The 16,778-nt window shown below is 62.0% G+C and carries 17 protein-coding genes; 15 read left to right on the top strand and 2 right to left on the bottom strand.

Features of this window, described 5'->3' with window-relative positions:
* The first annotated feature begins 281 nt into the window (after positions 1-281).
* Positions 282-656 (top strand): type II secretion system pilot lipoprotein GspS, encoded by a 375-nt coding sequence (gspS, locus tag HMPREF3096_RS13630; protein WP_012968915.1) that lies wholly within the window; start codon positions 282-284, stop codon positions 654-656.
* Positions 657-695: 39 nt separating this feature from the next.
* Here the strand turns inward: gspS and gspB are convergent, their stop codons facing one another.
* Together gspB and pulA are read right to left on the bottom strand one after the other, a co-directional pair.
* Positions 696-1,253: a type II secretion system assembly factor GspB gene (gene gspB / locus HMPREF3096_RS13635; protein ID WP_022065532.1), complete on the bottom strand. Its 558-nt coding sequence runs from the start codon at positions 1,251-1,253 to the stop codon at positions 696-698.
* Between the two features lie 256 nt (positions 1,254-1,509).
* A complete protein-coding gene (gene pulA / locus HMPREF3096_RS13640; RefSeq protein WP_070544507.1) occupies positions 1,510-4,818 on the bottom strand; it encodes a pullulanase-type alpha-1,6-glucosidase in 3,309 nt (1,102 codons plus the stop codon).
* Positions 4,819-5,002: 184 nt separating this feature from the next.
* On the opposite strand from pulA, the gene HMPREF3096_RS30905 reads away from it, so the two are divergent.
* Genes HMPREF3096_RS30905 through HMPREF3096_RS13705 form a run of 14 tightly spaced genes read left to right on the top strand, consistent with a single transcriptional unit; the run spans position 5,003 to position 16,746 of the window.
* A complete protein-coding gene (locus tag HMPREF3096_RS30905; RefSeq protein ID WP_004219434.1) occupies positions 5,003-5,140 on the top strand; it encodes a hypothetical protein in 138 nt (45 codons plus the stop codon).
* On the top strand, positions 5,125-5,967 hold the full coding sequence (gene gspC, locus HMPREF3096_RS13645) for a type II secretion system protein GspC (RefSeq protein WP_008807374.1): 843 nt from the start codon (positions 5,125-5,127) through the stop codon (positions 5,965-5,967). The genes HMPREF3096_RS30905 and gspC overlap by 16 nt, the downstream gene beginning before the upstream one ends.
* A 9-nt stretch (positions 5,968-5,976) precedes the next feature.
* The gene (gene pulD, locus HMPREF3096_RS13650) at positions 5,977-7,950 is read left to right on the top strand and encodes a GspD family T2SS secretin variant PulD (RefSeq protein WP_162493344.1); all 1,974 of its coding nucleotides are present in this window, start codon (positions 5,977-5,979) and stop codon (positions 7,948-7,950) included.
* Positions 7,947-9,440 carry a type II secretion system ATPase GspE gene (gspE, locus tag HMPREF3096_RS13655; RefSeq protein ID WP_012542822.1) on the top strand — a complete coding sequence of 498 codons (1,494 nt, stop codon included), beginning with the start codon at positions 7,947-7,949 and terminating at the stop codon, positions 9,438-9,440. Before pulD ends, gspE begins: the two co-directional genes overlap by 4 nt.
* 1 nt (position 9,441) lies before the next feature.
* A complete protein-coding gene (gene gspF, locus HMPREF3096_RS13660) occupies positions 9,442-10,656 on the top strand; it encodes a type II secretion system inner membrane protein GspF (protein ID WP_012542823.1) in 1,215 nt (404 codons plus the stop codon).
* A gap of 20 nt (positions 10,657-10,676) precedes the next feature.
* Entirely contained in the window at positions 10,677-11,099 is a 423-nt protein-coding gene (gene gspG, locus HMPREF3096_RS13665) for a type II secretion system major pseudopilin GspG (protein ID WP_002889054.1), read from the top strand.
* On the top strand, positions 11,099-11,614 hold the full coding sequence (gene gspH, locus HMPREF3096_RS13670) for a type II secretion system minor pseudopilin GspH (RefSeq protein ID WP_008807378.1): 516 nt from the start codon (positions 11,099-11,101) through the stop codon (positions 11,612-11,614). The genes gspG and gspH overlap by 1 nt, the downstream gene beginning before the upstream one ends.
* Positions 11,611-11,976, top strand: coding sequence for a type II secretion system minor pseudopilin GspI (gspI, locus tag HMPREF3096_RS13675; protein ID WP_004894160.1), 366 nt, complete (start codon positions 11,611-11,613; stop codon positions 11,974-11,976). The genes gspH and gspI overlap by 4 nt, the downstream gene beginning before the upstream one ends.
* Complete coding sequence (gspJ, locus tag HMPREF3096_RS13680; RefSeq protein WP_032731630.1) at positions 11,973-12,569, top strand: type II secretion system minor pseudopilin GspJ; 597 nt, start codon at positions 11,973-11,975, stop codon at positions 12,567-12,569. The genes gspI and gspJ overlap by 4 nt, the downstream gene beginning before the upstream one ends.
* Positions 12,566-13,546: a type II secretion system minor pseudopilin GspK gene (gene gspK / locus HMPREF3096_RS13685; RefSeq protein ID WP_012542824.1), complete on the top strand. Its 981-nt coding sequence runs from the start codon at positions 12,566-12,568 to the stop codon at positions 13,544-13,546. Before gspJ ends, gspK begins: the two co-directional genes overlap by 4 nt.
* Positions 13,539-14,735 (top strand): type II secretion system protein GspL, encoded by a 1,197-nt coding sequence (gspL, locus tag HMPREF3096_RS13690; protein ID WP_032731629.1) that lies wholly within the window; start codon positions 13,539-13,541, stop codon positions 14,733-14,735. The genes gspK and gspL overlap by 8 nt, the downstream gene beginning before the upstream one ends.
* Positions 14,728-15,213 (top strand): type II secretion system protein M, encoded by a 486-nt coding sequence (locus tag HMPREF3096_RS13695; RefSeq protein ID WP_012968921.1) that lies wholly within the window; start codon positions 14,728-14,730, stop codon positions 15,211-15,213. The genes gspL and HMPREF3096_RS13695 overlap by 8 nt, the downstream gene beginning before the upstream one ends.
* Positions 15,203-15,949 carry a type II secretion system protein N gene (locus HMPREF3096_RS13700; protein ID WP_032731628.1) on the top strand — a complete coding sequence of 249 codons (747 nt, stop codon included), beginning with the start codon at positions 15,203-15,205 and terminating at the stop codon, positions 15,947-15,949. Before HMPREF3096_RS13695 ends, HMPREF3096_RS13700 begins: the two co-directional genes overlap by 11 nt.
* The gene (locus HMPREF3096_RS13705; RefSeq protein WP_032731627.1) at positions 15,946-16,746 is read left to right on the top strand and encodes a prepilin peptidase; all 801 of its coding nucleotides are present in this window, start codon (positions 15,946-15,948) and stop codon (positions 16,744-16,746) included. Before HMPREF3096_RS13700 ends, HMPREF3096_RS13705 begins: the two co-directional genes overlap by 4 nt.
* Positions 16,747-16,778: the final 32 nt, after the last annotated feature.

A 16,778-nucleotide genomic window follows, 5' to 3' on the forward strand; every position in this document is an offset into this window, starting at 1 on the left:
TTACCTCCTGCGCACGTAACAAGATGGGAAAGAGTATGTTTTTTAATAACATAAAAAATGACGCTCGCCCTGATGCCAAATGCGGCGGCATCGCCTCACACCGAAAATATATTTCCCGGACGACAACATTTATTATTGAGAGAAGTAAAGGGAATTAATCGAGTTTCTTCCAATAAAAATGAGAGCCTGTTAACATTTATGCAGAATAATATTTTATGATGACACCAGGAAAATCTTTGTTAAACTAGCGGCCAGTGATTCATTATTTTGATTACTTTACTATGCGCATTCCGCTTATATTTTCGCTTTGCGTGGTCGCCGTGCTCTCTGGCTGCCAACAGAAACCCGCCTCAACGCTCAGCCCGGCCATCAGCAGCCAGGCGCAGCTGGAGCAGCTCTCGTCGGTAGCAGCCGGGACGCGCTATCTCAAGAATAAATGTAATCGTAGCGATCTGCCCGCCGATGAAACGATATATCGGGCAGCGGTGAATGTCGGCAAAGCGCGCGGGTGGGGAAATATTGACGTGGCGACGTTAAGCCAAAATAGCGACCGGCTTTATCAACAACTTTTGCAGGACAGCACTCCGGAAGCCACACAGTGTAGTCAATTTAATCGCCAGCTCGCTCCCTTTATTGCCAGCTTGCGCAGCGACTAAACAAAATATTCTCAACGCGCATTTTATTGCGCGTAGCCCTTATTCCCCTTTCGGCTCCTCGTCAATTTTCCCGCCTGGCCAGTCATCCAGCGCCGCCAGGGTAAATGTTGTGCCGTTGAAGCTAAAGATCGTCACATCCTGCTGGATCTGCTCCACCACCAGATTGGGCAGCGGGGAATCACCCTCCGACCACGCTTTGCCGTTTAACACAATGCTGCGCTTTTCCGGTAGCGAGGCATAGACATGGGCGCTATAGCGCAGGGGCGGCAGCGTATCGCTGTCCATTACCGGCGCCGCAGGCGCGCTGGGTTTTACCGCCGACGGCGGGTTTTTTGGCGCGGTCTCCCCGGCGGCGGTTAACGGCAAAAGCGCCGCATGAGCCACCGGCAGAGGCAGCGTTTGCGGCGGTGACGGATGGCGCCACTGCTCGCCGCCAAACCAGCCGAGCGCGATAAATAATCCGGCGTACAGCGGGATAATCCAGCCGGGGATCTGCACCATCCGGCCGCGGCTTACCGGCGCGTCTGCCTGCGCGGTGGACGGCTGAGGCGCCGTCAGCGGCGAGATGCCTCTTTCACTATCATCACGAACAATCACAACCGTCTCCTGTTCCCTCACGGTGCAGAGAAGGCGCCCTTACGGGCGCCCCAGACTGCTGACAAAGTGCATTCTTCAGAGATTGCCCGGCGGCGCTACGCTAGTGCGGGCCGACAGACAACTGCATAACTGTTTGATATTGCCGTCTTTCGTAGGCCGGGTAAGGCGAAAGCCGCCACCCGGCAGAAAGGCGAGCACAATAACGAAACAGGTTTGTCATCAGCCAGAGGCGCCCTTACGGGCGCCCCACGTTATGTTATTTACTGCTCACCGGCAGGCCAGCGCCCTGCGATTCCCCCTGTGGCAGCTCGAGGACCGCTACCGACCAGGCCGGCAGCGTGACCGAGCCGTCAGCGGCAACCTGCACGCCGCTCGCCAGCGAACGGTCGCCTGCCGCCTGCTGGATGGCGCTCAGCTGCAGCGATGTGCCGGCGAAGTCCTGCAGCGTCCGGCTTTCCGGTGCGGCGTTGATCGCCACCACGATGCCGTCGACACGGCTGTCCAGACTGGCGCCAGCCTGCATCCCATCATCGATGGTCATCACCAGCAGACCCGTCTGCTGATCGGCGCCGGTATTGCGGAAGTCCACGCGCTTCATCACCGTCGCGCCGTCACCGAGGGTAAACAGCGGAGAGGATTTACGCAGCGCGGTCAGCTCCTGATAAAACGCGGTCATCTGCTTGAGCTCCGTTTCACCCGGGGTCGCCACCGCGTCTTTTACCCGGGCGATGATGTCATAGTTGCTGCCATCATCGCTGCTGCGCGGCATACCGACGTTGTAGTTGTTGTCCTGCAGGGAGTAATCCACGCGGTTAAACCAGTCACCGGAATCATACGAATCGCGGGTAAAGGATTTAGAGCGCAGCAGCTCCGAGCCCTGCTGGTCAAAGGCGATCCCCTGGCCGAGCATCACCGTCGCCAGCGACACCGCCTGCATCCGGACGCGGGTATCGAGATCCGCCTCCTGAGCAGCTTTATAGCTGATCATGTCCCACAGCGTTTGGTTGTCGTGTTTTGACACATAATTCACGACTTCCGTCGGGTCAGCCGCATAGCCGCCAGGCGCGCCGTTATAGTCAATCTCGCTGCCTTTCTTCACCGCGCCGTCTTTGTCGATCAGCACGAAGTCCGCGAGGTTACCGGCCATGCCCAGACGGGTCAGATCGGCGAGGTGGCGCGCCTGATCGTCGGTCATGCTGGTCAGCTCATTCGGCAGAACGCCGGCGCCGCTGCCCACCCCCTGATTCTGGCGCAATGCATCGCCGGAATCGAACGGCCCGCCGCCGCGCACGGCGTCACGCAGACGATCGGAGAACGTGCCGATCCCGGTGCCTTTCAGATTGATTTGCGAGGCAATTTCAAAGCGATCGCTCTGGTTGGAATCCCAGCCTTCACCAAAGAAATAAATGTCCGGGTTCAGCGCTTTAATGCGCTCCCAGGCCGAGAGGATCTGCGCTTTCGGATGATAGCCCATCAGGTCGAAGCGGAAGCCATCGATCTTATAATCGGTGGTCCATACCGCCAGTGAATCGGCGATAAGCTTGGCGAACATCCGGTGCTCTGGCGCCGAGTCGGAGCAACAGGTGGCCGATTCCACGCTGCCGGTGGTTTCATTCAGGCGCTGATAGTACCAGGGGACGATCTTATCCAGCACCGAGGTGCGGTCGGTCGGGCCGGCGGCGTTGGTGTGGTTGTACACCACGTCCATAATGACGTTCATTCCCAGATCCTGCTTGATCGCCTGAATCATGGTGCGGAACTCTTTAATGCGCGCCGTGCCTTCCGGATCGGTGGCGTAGGATCCTTCCGGCACCGTGTAGTGGAACGGATCGTAGCCCCAGTTATAGGAGTCGGTCTGCGCCACCAGCGTATTCAACGCCTGCACCTGCGGGTTATCCTTGCTGTCGTTCTGCTTCAGTTGGGTCAGCACCTCTTCGACCGTCGAACCGCTGTCGCAATAGCCCGCGAACTCGCTGCTCTTCACCGCGCTGTTGATCTCGCACAGGCGACTGAACGGCTGCTGAATATCGGCGACTTTGTCGCTGAACTCATTGACCGTCGCCAGATCGAAGACCGGCAGCAGCTCAATATGGGTCACTCCCGAGGCCGACAGCTGTTTCAGATGCTGGACCATATTGCTCTCCTGGGCGGTGAGCGCCAGATACTTACCGCGCAGTTCGGCGGGAACGGTTTGATCCCAGGCAGAGAGATCGCGAATATGCGACTCGTGGATCGTCATTTTCGCCAGGTCGGCTTTGGTTTTCTGCGCGTGCGGCATCGTCAGCCCGTCCCAGCCTTCCGGCTTCAGCGCGCTGTCGTTGAGATCGACCACCTGGCTGTACTCCGAGTTGGTCGACAAACTATGGGCGTAGGGATCGGTCACTTCGTACTGCTCGACTTTACGCGACTGCGGGAGGTAGACGGTCATCGCGTAGCGGTAGAACGCGCCCTTCAGGTCGCTCCCGCCCTGCCAGGACCAGGCGCCGGAGGCGCTGTCGCGGGTCATCGGATGGCTGGCCACCACCTTCTTGTCGGCGCTGTAGACCACCAGCTCAACCTGCTGCGCCGTGGGCGCCCAGACGCGGAAGGTCACGCCGCTATCAGTTAGCTGGGCGCCATAGCTCAGCGCCTCGGCGGCAGCGGCATAGGTATCGTCCAGCACGCCGGCGGTCTGCACCTGGGTGGCGGAGCTCAGGATCCCGTCGCTTTCGGCGGATATCGCCACCGTCTCGCCCTGCAGCAATTCATCGACGTTGACATCATCCGGCAGCTTAAAGGCAGGATAGCTGGCGAGATGCGGGAAGCGCATACTCACCTGCTGGCTGACAGTAGTGGGGGTCAGCTTGACATATTTATCGGTAAATTCGCCGTTACTGTCGGCGGCCACCTTACTGCTGTGGCTGTAATAGAGGCGCACAATGGGTTTATTTTCGCCGCCCGGCCACAGCAGGGTGGTTTTATCGACCCAGTGCGCATCGGCCAGCGCCACGCCAAAGGCGGCGCGGAAGGCGTCGGCGCGGGAGTCATAGACCGCGCTGTTGCCAGCGATGACCGATACCGTGCGATCGGTGAAATCACCAAAAGAGACGCGCAGGTCGCTGTCGATAAGCTTATTGGTGCCATCGCGGACGATAACGTTGATACATCCGCTCTCTTTAGTCAGCGGGATCACCCAGTAAGGGCCATATTTGTCGCTGCCGGTCGGCGTAGTGCTGACATCATTCCAGTCCGCCACCGGCGCGCTCAGCGCATCACAGGTTTCGTTATTCCATAGATAGAGGTTTTTAGTCGCATAGTCGGCCGGCGTGCTGCTGGTGATGCCGGCGATATCGACAAGGTGAATGACAGCCTGGTTGGCGGAAGCCTGCGCCGCTTCGCCAGGGACGGCAACGTCCGGTAAGCGGACGACCACATCCTGCGGGTCGGGCGTACCGGGCGTGCCTGGGTTGCCAGGATTGCCTGGTGAACCCGGTGAGCCAGAGGGTGAAGAGGAAGAGCTGTTATCACAGCCACTCAATAATACTAACGATCCAAGAAATAGGGCATGACAGGTATATCTGAGCATTCGATAGTCCCTAATATGCTTATTAAATTATAAAAGGTAAGAAAGGATGAATATCTTTACAGCGCGCTAATTAGATATTTTTGCTTTCCGGGGCGCAATCATCCCCCACAAATGAGAGGGGGGCGTAGGAAGCCGGGGGAGTAAATCAATAAAGGGAATGACGACCCGAAACCGCAAACTGATTATGATTCGCCACGCTTATCGCCACTCTCCGGCAATAAATAATTCAAAAGCCAATAATCACCTACCTGTTTCGGTAGGGTATTACGCCAACGTGCAGAAAAATAAATTAGCAAAGGAATTAAAATGCCAGTTTCTGTGATGGGGTTAACAAATATAAATAAAGGGATAATTAAATTATTACCACAAATTGTGACGCTCATCATATTAATAACCGCTATCCCCCAGCTGGCGAAATTAACCTGGCGCGTGGTATTCCCTGTGAGTCCTGAGGATATTTCCGCCCTGCCATTAACCGCTTCTCCAATGGCGGAGTCGGAATTAAAAACCGAACGGCCTGTATTTACCCTGTTTGGTCTGGCGGCAAAAAACAACCCCGCGCCAACGGATGCAACCCACCTCAATCAGGTGCCGGTTTCCAGCCTGAAACTACGCCTTACGGGTCTGCTCGCCAGCAGTAACCCGGCACGATCCATCGCCATTATAGAAAAAGGAAATCAGCAGGTTAGCCTTAGTTCCGGCGATACTATCCCGGGGTACGATGCGCGGATCGTCGCCATTCTTCCCGACCGGATCATCGTTAACTATCAGGGACGCAAAGAGGCCATTTTGTTATTTAACGATACCCGCGCGCCGTCGTCATCGCCCGCTACAGCGGCCACTCCGCCTCTTGTGAAGCAACTCCGCGAACAGCCGCAAAATATCCTCACTTATTTATCTATTTCGCCGGTGCTCAGTGGCGACAAACTGCAGGGCTATCGCCTTAATCCAGGCAAAGACGCCTCGCTATTTCGTCAATCCGGCCTGCAGGAAAATGATTTAGCCATTGCCCTAAATGGCATTGATTTACGCGATCAGGCGCAAGCACAGCAGGCGCTGCAACACCTGAATGAACAGACCGAAATAACGCTGACCGTTGAGCGAGAAGGTCAACGACACGATATCGCTTTCGCGCTGGGGGATGAATAATTGCCAACCATAAAACGACTGCGGAAAATGCTGACTGTGCTGCTGATATTAACGCCGCTGCTATTTCGTCCGGCCATCGCAGAAGAATTTTCCGCCAGCTTTAAAGGCACCGATATCCAGGAATTTATCAATACCGTCAGCAAAAACCTGAATAAAACGGTGATTATCGATCCCAGCGTGCGCGGCACCATTACCGTACGCAGTTACGATATGCTCAATGAAGAGCAATATTATCAATTCTTCCTTAGCGTGCTGGATGTGTATGGCTTCGCCGTGATCAATATGAATAACGGCGTACTGAAGGTGGTGCGGGCTAAAGATGCGAAAACCTCGGCCGTCCCGGTCGCCAGCGAGGCAGCACCGGGCGAAGGCGATGAAGTGGTCACCCGGGTGGTGCCCCTGACCAACGTCGCCGCCCGCGATCTCGCCCCGCTGCTTCGCCAGCTGAACGATAACGCCGGCGCCGGCAGCGTGGTCCATTATGAGCCCTCCAACGTATTGCTGATGACCGGCCGCGCAGCGGTCATCAAACGCCTGCTGACCATTGTCGAGCGCGTCGACAACGCCGGGGATCGCAGCGTGGTGACCGTTCCCCTCTCCTGGGCCTCCGCCGCGGAGGTGGTCAAACTGGTTACCGAGCTCAATAAAGACAGCAGTAAGTCGGCGCTGCCGGGCTCGATGGTGGCGAACGTGGTGGCCGATGAGCGCACCAACGCGGTACTGGTCAGCGGCGAGCCGAACTCGCGCCAGCGCATTATCGCCATGATCAAACAGCTCGACCGCCAGCAGGCGGTGCAGGGCAACACCAAAGTGATCTACCTGAAGTACGCCAAAGCCGCCGATCTGGTGGAGGTCCTCACCGGGATCAGCAGCTCACTGCAGAACGATAAGCAAAGCGCCAAACCGGTGGCCGCGATCGACAAAAATATCATTATCAAAGCCCACGGCCAGACCAACGCCCTGATCGTCACCGCGGCGCCGGACGTGATGAACGATCTTGAGCGAGTAATCGCCCAGCTCGATATCCGCCGCCCGCAGGTGCTGGTGGAGGCGATTATCGCCGAAGTGCAGGATGCCGACGGCCTCAACCTCGGTATCCAGTGGGCCAATAAAAATGCCGGCATGACCCAGTTCACCAACAGCGGGCTGCCGATCTCCACGGTTATCGCTGGCGCCAACCAATACAACAAAGACGGTACCGTCAGCAGCTCGCTGGCCAGCGCTCTGGGCTCGTTTAACGGTATCGCCGCCGGCTTCTATCAGGGGAACTGGGCGATGCTGCTCACCGCCCTCTCCAGCAGTACCAAGAACGATATTCTGGCCACCCCCAGCATCGTCACCCTCGACAACATGCAAGCCACCTTTAACGTCGGCCAGGAAGTTCCGGTATTAACCGGCTCGCAAACCACTTCCGGCGACAACATCTTTAATACCGTCGAGCGCAAAACCGTCGGCATTAAGCTGAAGGTGAAACCGCAGATTAACGAAGGCGATGCCGTGCTGCTGGAGATTGAGCAGGAGGTATCGAGCGTCGCCGACTCGGCCTCCAGCACCAGTAGCGATCTCGGCGCGACCTTCAATACCAGGACGGTGAATAACGCCGTGCTGGTCGGCAGCGGTGAAACGGTGGTGGTTGGCGGGCTGCTGGATAAAAGCGTCACCGATACCGCCGACAAAGTGCCGCTGCTCGGCGACATCCCGGTGATCGGCGCCCTGTTCCGCTCCGAGAGCAAGAAAGTGTCGAAACGCAACCTGATGCTGTTTATCCGTCCGACCATCATTCGCGATCGTGATGAGTACCGTCAGGCCTCTTCCGGCCAGTACACCGCATTCGACAATGCGCAAACCAAACAGCGGGGCAAAGACAGCAGCGAAGCGACACTCAGTAATGACCTGCTGCACATCTATCCAAAGCAGGAGACCCAGGCCTTCCGCCAGGTCAGCGCCGCCATTGACGCCTTTAACCTCGGAGGCCGCCCATGACGCCAGCCGCCGAACGCCGTCCGCTGCTGCCCTTTGCCTGGGCCCGCGCGCATCATCTTGTGCTGCTCAGCGACGGCGAACGCTGCGAAGCGCTGTGCCGCTCCGATACCGCCGCCCGGGCGCTGCTGGAAGCGCGTCGCCTGGCGGACGGACCGATGAGCGTCAGCCGTCTGGCGCCGGACGCGTTCGAGAAAGTGCTGGTGCTCAGCTATCAGCGCGACTCGGCGGAAGCGCACCGCATGATGGCCGATATCGGCAATGAGCTCGACCTCTATACCCTCGCCGAAGAGCTACCGGACAGCGACGATCTGCTCGACAGCGAGGACGACGCGCCGATCATCCGCCTGATCAACGCCATGCTCACCGAGGCCATCAAAGAGAAAGCCTCGGATATTCATATCGAAACCTATGAGCGCCATCTGCAGATCCGCTTTCGCGTCGACGGCGTGCTGCGCGAAATTCTGCGCCCGCAGCGGCGGCTGGCCGCGCTGTTAATTTCGCGTATCAAGGTGATGGCCAGCCTGGATATTGCTGAAAAACGGATCCCTCAGGATGGGCGGATGGCGCTGCGCATCGGCGGGCGGGCGATCGACGTGCGCGTCTCCACCCTGCCCTCCAGCCACGGCGAACGCGTCGTCCTGCGCCTGCTGGACAAAAACAGCGTCAACCTGGATCTGCTGACGCTGGGCATGCCCCCCGCTCTGCTCGATCGGGTCGACGCGCTGATCGCCCGGCCACACGGCATTATTCTGGTCACCGGGCCGACCGGGTCGGGGAAAAGCACTACCCTGTATGCCGCCCTCAGCCGCCTCGACGCCCACGAACGCAATATCATGACCATTGAAGATCCGGTGGAGTATGAGCTGGAGGGCATCGGCCAGACTCAGGTCAACGCCAAAGTCGATATGACTTTCGCCCGCGGCCTGCGCGCCATACTGCGCCAGGATCCGGATGTGGTACTGGTGGGGGAAATCCGCGATGGCGAAACCGCCCAGATCGCCGTCCAGGCCTCGCTGACCGGACACCTGGTGCTGTCGACCCTGCACACCAACAGCGCGCTGGGCGCCATTTCCCGTCTGCAGGATATGGGCGTGGAGCCTTTTTTACTCTCCACGTCGCTGCTGGCGGTGATGTCGCAGCGGCTGGTGCGCCAACTGTGCCCGCACTGTCGTCAGCCCACGCAGGCGGATGCCGACACCGCCCGGCAGATGGCGGTCCCGGTCGGCGCGCGGCTGTGGCAGCCCAAAGGCTGTCCGGAGTGTAATTTCATCGGCTATCGCGGGCGCACCGGTATTCATGAACTGCTGCTGGTTGACGACCGCGTCCGCGCCGCCATCCACCGCGGCGAGAATGAGATCACCCTGATCCAGCAGCTGGGGCCAGCCTGGCAAACCCTGCGCCATGCCGGACGCGACAAAGCGCTGGCGGGGATCACCAGCTGGGAAGAGGTGATGCGGGTCACCGAACAGCAAACGACGGAAAGCGTCTGAGATGGCCCTGTTTCGCTATCAGGCACTGGACCCGCAGGGCAAAACCCGCCGCGGCGTTCAGCAGGCCGACTCCGCCCGCCACGCCCGCCAGCTGCTGCGGGACAACGGCTGGCTGGCGCTGGAAGTGACCGCCGCCGACCCGGCGCGCCGGCTGTGGCGCGGCGGATCCCTCACCCGGCGCACCAGCGCCGGTGATTTAGCCCTGCTCACCCGCCAGCTGGCCACCCTGGTTGCCGCCGGGATCCCGCTGGAAAAAGCGCTCGATGCCGTCGCCCAGCAGTGCGAAAAGGCGCCGCTAAGAACGTTAATGGCCGGGGTGCGCAGCAAAGTACTCGAAGGCCATTCGCTGGCGGAGGCGATGCGCGGCTATCCCGCCTGCTTCGATGGACTGTTCTGCGCCATGGTGGCGGCTGGCGAAACCTCCGGCCATCTCGACGGCGTGCTGAACCGGCTGGCGGACTATACCGAGCAGCGCCAGCAGCTTCGCGCCCGCCTGCAGCAGGCAATGATCTATCCCATCGTGCTAACGCTGGTCGCCATCAGCGTGATCGCCATTCTGCTCTCCACTGTGGTCCCAAAAGTCGTTGAGCAGTTTGTTCATCTGAAACAGGCCCTGCCGTTCTCCACCCGGCTGCTGATGAGCCTGAGCGATATCGTGCGCAGCGCGGGGCCCTGGCTGGTGCTGCTGTCGCTACTGGCGCTGCTGACGCTGCGTTATCTGCTGCGCCAGCCCGGCCGGCGGCTCGCCTGGGACCGGATGCTGCTGCGCCTGCCGGTCATCGGCCGCGTGGCGCGCAGCGTGAACAGCGCACGCTACGCCCGCACCTTAAGCATTCTCAATGCCAGCGCGGTGCCGCTGCTGCTGTCGATGCGCATCAGCGCCGGCGTCCTCAGCAACGCCTGGGCGCGCAGCCAGCTGGCGGCGGCCAGCGAATCGGTACGCGAAGGCGTCAGTCTGCATCGGGCGCTGGAATCCACCGCCCTGTTCCCGCCGATGATGCGCTACATGATCGCCAGCGGCGAGCAGAGCGGCGAGTTGACCGCGATGCTGGAGCGCGCGGCGGAGAACCAGGACCGGGAGCTGAGCGCGCAGATCCAGATGGCCCTCAGTCTGTTTGAACCCCTGCTGGTGGTCACCATGGCCGGCATGGTGCTGTTTATCGTGCTGGCTATCCTGCAGCCGATCCTGCAACTGAACACCCTTATGAGTATGTAACTGTATTAATGGAGAAAACTATGCAACGGCAACGCGGTTTCACGTTACTGGAAATTATGGTGGTGATCGTCATTCTCGGTATTCTCGCCAGCCTGGTGGTGCCTAACCTGATGGGCAACAAGGAGAAAGCGGACCGCCAGAAAGTCGTCAGCGATCTGGTGGCGCTCGAGGGGGCGCTGGATATGTATAAACTGGACAACAGCCGCTACCCCAACACCGAGCAGGGACTGCAGGCGCTGGTGACCGCCCCGGCCGCCGAGCCGCACGCCCGCAACTACCCGGAAGGCGGCTATATCCGCCGCCTGCCGCAGGACCCGTGGGGAAATGAGTATCAGCTGTTAAGCCCGGGTCAGCATGGCGCCATCGACGTCTTCAGCGTCGGCCCGGACGGGATGCCCGACACCAATGACGACATCGGCAACTGGACCCTCGGGAAGAAATAGTGTCTCAGCGCGGTTTCACGCTCCTTGAGATGATGCTGGTCCTGCTGCTGATTGGCGTCAGCGCCAGCATGGTGCTGCTGGCGTTTCCCTCCGCCCGCACCCAGGAGGCTACGCAGATCCTGGCGCGCTTTCAGGCGCAGCTGGATTTTGTCCGCGAGCGCGGGCAGCAAACCGGTCAGCTCTTCGGGATCGTCATCCACCCTGACCGCTGGCAGTTTATGCGCCTGCAGCCTGCCGACGAAGACGCTCCGGCGGCGGCTGATGACCGCTGGGGCAACGCGCAGTGGCTGCCGCTGCAGGCCGGACGCGTCACCACGGCGGAAACCCTCCCCCGGACCAGGCTGACGCTGCGCTTTCCCGACGGCCAGGCGTGGACGCCAGGCGAGCAGCCCGACGTGCTGATCTTCCCAGGCGGCGAAGTCACACCGTTTCAGCTGCGGATTGACGCCGCGACGGGCATCACCATCGACGCCCAGGGTGACAGCCAGCCGCTGGCGGCGCGGGAGCAGCCATGAAACGCCAGGCCGGGATGACGCTTATCGAAGTGATGGTCGCGCTGGTGATTTTCGCCCTCGCCGGTCTGGCGGTGATGCAGTCCACCCTGCAGCAGACGCGCCAGCTTGGGCGTATGGAAGAGAAAATCCTCGCCAGCTGGCTGGCAGATAATCAGCTGGTGCAGCTGCGGCTGGAGAAACGCTGGCCCGCCCTCAGCTGGTCCGAAACCACCGTGGAAGCCGCCGGAACGCGCTGGTTTGTCCGCTGGCAAGGGGTGGAAACCGCGCTGCCGCAGCTGCGGGCGCTGGACGTGGAGGTCCGGCGGCAAAAAAGCGATCCCGCGCCGCTGGCGACCCTGCGCACCTGGGTGACGCCGCCATGATAACGAAAATGCGCGGTTTCACCCTGATTGAAACGCTGCTGGCGCTGGCTATCCTCGCCGTCCTTAGCGCCGCCGCCGTGATGGTACTGCAGAACGTCATCCGCGCCGATGGCCTGACCCGCGAGAAGAGCCAGCAGATCGCCGCCCTCCAGCGCGCCTTTCGCCAGATCGCCGACGATGTCACGCACATCATTCCCCGTCGCGCCAGAAACAGCGACACGCTTTTCTTCGCCGGACGTTTCCAGTTGCAGAGCGACGACTGGGGGCTGGCCTTCAGCCGCAGCGGCTGGCCGAACCCGCTGGGGATCCTCCCGCGTTCGGAGATCCAGAACGTCAGCTACCGTCTGCGCCAGCAACAGCTTGAGCGACTGAGCTTCGATCTGCAGGATCCGCTGACCGGCAGCCAGCCGACGGTTCGGGTGGTATTGCGCGAGGTGACGGCGTTTCGCCTGCGCTTCTACGCCGACGGACGCTGGCAGGAGACCTGGGATCGCTCGCAGACGCTGCCGCAGGGGCTGGAGATCACCCTGACGCTGGCGAACAGCGGGGAGATCACCCGCCTGTTTTTACTCACCCCGGGAGGCAGCCAGTGAAAAATCGGCAACGCGGCGTCGCGCTCCTGATGGTGCTGTTCATCCTCGCCCTGATGATGATCCTCGCCAGCGCCATGACCGAACGCACCGCGGTCATGTATCAGCATACCGCCGTGACCCTCGATAATCTGCAGGCCAGATGGTACGCCCTGGCGGCGGAAAACATGGCCGCCGCGCTGCTGCAACGCGACGCGCTGGACTCGCCCAGTCAAACGAACCTGGCGCAAAGCTGGGCGCAGGAGGGGCGCCGCTTTACCCTCGACGATGGTGAAATCCGCGCCACGATCCGCGACGGGCGCGCCTGCTTTAACCTCAATGCCATCAACCATCGCGCGGATGAAACCAGCGGCGGAACGCCCTACCCGACCGACGTCTTCGTCCGGCTGTTGGCGCTGCTCGGCGAATCGCCGCTGCGCGCCAGCCAGATCGCCGCCGCCCTTGGCGACTGGACGGACAGCGACGGCCAGCCGCGGCTGAACGGAGCAGAGGATGAGGTCTACATGGCGCAAACCCCGGGCTATCTCGCCGCCAACCAGCCGATGCAGGATGTCAGCGAGCTGCGCCTGCTGGCGGGTATGGACGCCGCCCTCTATCAGCGCTTGCTCCCCTTCGTCTGCGTCCAGCCGGATGACGCGCTGCAGGTCAATGTCAACACCCTGCGGCCCTCCCAGGCCGCTCTGCTGGTGGCCCTCTTTCCCGGCGAGCTGACGCTGCAGGAGGCGCAACAACTGCTGCACAACCGCCCGCGAACCGGATGGAGCAGCGTCGCTGCGTTTCTCGCGCAGCCGACGCTGCAGAAAACCGATACCACGCTTGCCCGCCCCTGGCTGACGGTGCACAGCACGCGCTTTATCGCCGCCTTTAGCGTGGTGACCGGCAATCTTCGCTTTCAGCTGCACAGCGTCCTGCAACAGGAGGGGCGCACGTTTACCGTCGTCCAGCGGCGATATGGACTTTCTATGGTGGTCGATGAATAAGTTTAACGCTTCTCCCCAGGCCATGCTGATCGTGCGCTTCGCCCCCGGGCTGGCGCCGCTGCACTGGCAACTCTTCGCCCCCGGCGAGCCACACCACGAGGCCAGCGGCCGGTGGCCGGCTGAGGACGCCAGCCCTTTCCCGGCGCTGGCGGCGCACTACCCCGCCTGGGTGCTGATCCCGGCCAGCGACTGCGCGTTTCACTCGCTCACCCTGCCGGCGGGCTTGCGTAAACCGCCGCTGCAGGTCGCCCCATTCCTGCTGGAAGAGCAGCTGGCCGACGATGTCGAAGCCACCCATTTTGCCTTGCTCCACCGCCAGCAGGCGCAGTGCGAGATCGTCGCCGTACAGCGGCAAAAAATGCGCGACTGGCTGGCCCGCTGCGAGTCGCTCTCCCTTCGGCCCCTGGCGTTGACGCCCGACGTGCTGGCCCTGCCCTGGCATCCGCCAGCGTGGAGCGCGGTGCAGGTGGACGAGCAGTGGCTGATCCGCCACCAGCCGTGGGGCGGCATGGCGGCGGAAAACGTCTGGCTGACGGAGCTGCTGCAGAGCGAGGCGGAAGAACCAGTCATCGACAGCTATTCACCGCCGCCCGCGGCGCCGGGCGTCTGGCGGGCGCAACCTGCGCAGACATTGCTGACCCTTGCCGCACGCTATCCGGCAACGCAGAAGCTCAGTCTGCTGCAGGGGGAGTTTGCCGTCCGTCGGCGGCGGCCTGCACAGGCGACCTGGCGTTCGGCGCAATATGCCGCACTGGCTCTGGCGTTACTGGTGGGGACAAACAGCGTGCTGGACCATCTCGATCTGGCGCGTCAGGCCGAGGCGGCGCAGCAGGCCAGCCGGGCTTTCTATCACCGCTGGTTTCCGACGGAGAAAAAGGTGATTAATCCGCGACTGCAGATGCAGCAACACCTGCAAACCCTCGCCCGTCAGGCGCAGCATGCCCCCCTCGTCGATCGCCTCAGCGCGCTGCAAAACATCCTCAGCGACACGCCGGGGATCCGCCTGCGGACGCTGAGCTGGGATGCCGCGGGCAACCGTCTGCAGCTGGATATCGCCGCGGTCTCTTCCCGGGCGCTGGAGCAGTTCACCCAGCGGGCGCAGCCGCGGTTTCGCGTCCGGCCAGGTGACATGACCACGAAACCGGATGGCATTGAGGGACAACTGACGCTGGAGGAAAACAATGGCTAATCTGCTTATCTGGTGGCGGCAGCGCACGCCGTCCGAGCAACGCCTGCTGCTCGGACTCGCGGGGCTGCTGGTGGTATGCGCCCTCTGGTACGGATTGTGGCAGCCCTGGCGAGCCCGTGAGGCGCAGTGGCGACAAACCCTGATGAAAGAGCAGGCCAGCCTGCGCTGGATGACGCAGCAGAGCCCGCGCCTGCAGCAGCTCAGCCAGCAGCCCACGCCGACGGCAAAAGAGGCGCTCACCGCCCTGGTGATGCGCGAGGCGGCGAGCCACGGGCTGGCCGTCGCCCGCCTGCAGCCGCAGGGAAAACGTCTGCAGGTCACCCTCCAGCCCTGCACCTTCCAGGCGCTGATGGCGTGGCTCGACGCCCCGGCGATGCGTGGCGTCAACGCGGTCTCCCTGTCCGTGACCGGGCAGCCGTCGCGGCCCGGCTGGGTTATGGTCAACCATCTGCTGCTGGAGCGCGACGATGAAAGCTAAAGGGATCGCGGGCGGACTGCTGCTGGTCCTCTATCTGTTGTGGCTCACCGCTACCGCCCCGGCGCGCCTGCTGGTCCCGATGCTGCCGCCCGGCGTACAGGTGGGCAGCCTCAGCGGCAGCGTCTGGCGCGGCGCGGCGCAACCGGTCTACTGGCATGGCGAACGGCTTGAACGACTGGCGTGGTCGCTGACCCTGGCTGGCTGGCAGGTCTCTCTCAGCGATCCCCGCGGTATGGAGGGTCAGGCCGGGCTGTGGGGCCTGCGCGATCTGCGCCTGCAGGAGGGGCGGCTCACAGCCCCCGCCAGCCTGCTCAGCCGCTGGCTGATGTCGACCATGCCCGTCAGCGCCGAGGGAGAGGTCACTTTCAGCCTGGCCGAAGCGCACTTCAGCGAGGGGCGCTGCCGACAAATCACCGCCGGAGGCGCGCAGTGGCGTCAGGCCCGACTGCACTCCCCGGTCGGCAGCCTGGAGCTGGCCCAGGTTAATGGCACCTTCCGCTGTACGGCGGACGGCGCCGTGGCGCTGACCCTCCGCCAGGATTCTCATCAGCTGAGCCTCAGCGGCCAGGGGACCCTGTCGCCCGATGGCCGCTATCTGTTTCGCGGTACGCTACAGCCCCGGCAGGGAATGCCGCCGCTGTTGGCGCTGCTGGTGACGCGCCCCGCCTCTAAAAACGAGCCGGGTCGCACACCGTGGCAGATTCAGGGAAAATGGTTACCCCAGGAGCAAAAATGACGACATTAACGGCATTATCGCTGCACTTTCCCCTTGTCTGGTATGGCTTCCTGCTGCTGTTCGGCCTGGCGCTGGGCAGCTTTTACAACGTGGTGATCTATCGTCTGCCGCGCATGTTGACCCAGACCGCGGACGACGAGCGGATAACACTCAGCACCCCGGGCTCCTCCTGCCCGCAGTGCCGCCAGCCGATCGCCTGGCGGGACAATATCCCGCTGCTCAGTTTCCTCTGGCTGAGCCGTCGCGCCCGCTGCTGTCAGGCGCCCATCGCGTGGAGCTATCCGCTGACCGAGCTGGCCACCGGCCTGCTGTTTATCCTCGCCGGGGCGCTGCTCGCGCCGGGCCTGCCGCTGGCGGGCGGCCTGCTGCTGCTCTCGTTCCTGCTGATGCTGGCGCGGATTGACGCCCGGACCCAGCTGTTGCCCGACCGTCTGACGCTGCCCCTGCTGTGGGCCGGGCTGCTGTTCAATCTTAACGAGGTGTACATTGCCCTGCCGGACGCGGTCGCCGGGGCGATGGCCGGTTATCTGGCGCTGTGGTCGGTCTACTGGCTGTTCCGCCTGCTGACCGGGAAAGAGGCGCTGGGCTATGGCGATTTTAAGCTGCTGGCGGCGCTGGGCGCCTGGTGCGGCTGGCAGGTTCTGCCGCAGGTGCTGTTGCTCGCCTCGGCCTGCGGGCTGGTGTGGACCCTGCTGCAGCGCCTGTGGACCCGGCAGTCGCTGCAGCAGCCGCTGGCCTTCGGCCCCTGGCTGGCGCTGGCCGGAGGGGGCATTTTTCTCTGGCAGCAGATGGTCTAGCGGTTACTGCCCGCCTGGCCGGGCAGGATACC

Source organism: Klebsiella sp. HMSC25G12 (assembly GCF_001807705.1).
Lineage (GTDB): Bacteria > Pseudomonadota > Gammaproteobacteria > Enterobacterales > Enterobacteriaceae > Klebsiella > Klebsiella variicola.

What these genes read in the sequence shown, in the direction of transcription:
- gspS (WP_012968915.1), top strand. Translation starts at nt 282, where the DNA reads ATGCGCATTCCGCTTATATTTTCGCTTTGCGTGGTCGCCGTGCTCTCT.
- pulA (WP_070544507.1), bottom strand. Translation starts at nt 4,818, where the DNA reads ATGCTCAGATATACCTGTCATGCCCTATTTCTTGGATCGTTAGTATTA.
- HMPREF3096_RS30905 (WP_004219434.1), top strand. Translation starts at nt 5,003, where the DNA reads ATGATTCGCCACGCTTATCGCCACTCTCCGGCAATAAATAATTCAAAA.
- gspC (WP_008807374.1), top strand. Translation starts at nt 5,125, where the DNA reads ATGCCAGTTTCTGTGATGGGGTTAACAAATATAAATAAAGGGATAATT.
- gspE (WP_012542822.1), top strand. Translation starts at nt 7,947, where the DNA reads ATGACGCCAGCCGCCGAACGCCGTCCGCTGCTGCCCTTTGCCTGGGCC.
- gspF (WP_012542823.1), top strand. Translation starts at nt 9,442, where the DNA reads ATGGCCCTGTTTCGCTATCAGGCACTGGACCCGCAGGGCAAAACCCGC.
- gspG (WP_002889054.1), top strand. Translation starts at nt 10,677, where the DNA reads ATGCAACGGCAACGCGGTTTCACGTTACTGGAAATTATGGTGGTGATC.
- gspI (WP_004894160.1), top strand. Translation starts at nt 11,611, where the DNA reads ATGAAACGCCAGGCCGGGATGACGCTTATCGAAGTGATGGTCGCGCTG.
- gspJ (WP_032731630.1), top strand. Translation starts at nt 11,973, where the DNA reads ATGATAACGAAAATGCGCGGTTTCACCCTGATTGAAACGCTGCTGGCG.
- gspL (WP_032731629.1), top strand. Translation starts at nt 13,539, where the DNA reads ATGAATAAGTTTAACGCTTCTCCCCAGGCCATGCTGATCGTGCGCTTC.
- HMPREF3096_RS13695 (WP_012968921.1), top strand. Translation starts at nt 14,728, where the DNA reads ATGGCTAATCTGCTTATCTGGTGGCGGCAGCGCACGCCGTCCGAGCAA.
- HMPREF3096_RS13700 (WP_032731628.1), top strand. Translation starts at nt 15,203, where the DNA reads ATGAAAGCTAAAGGGATCGCGGGCGGACTGCTGCTGGTCCTCTATCTG.
- HMPREF3096_RS13705 (WP_032731627.1), top strand. Translation starts at nt 15,946, where the DNA reads ATGACGACATTAACGGCATTATCGCTGCACTTTCCCCTTGTCTGGTAT.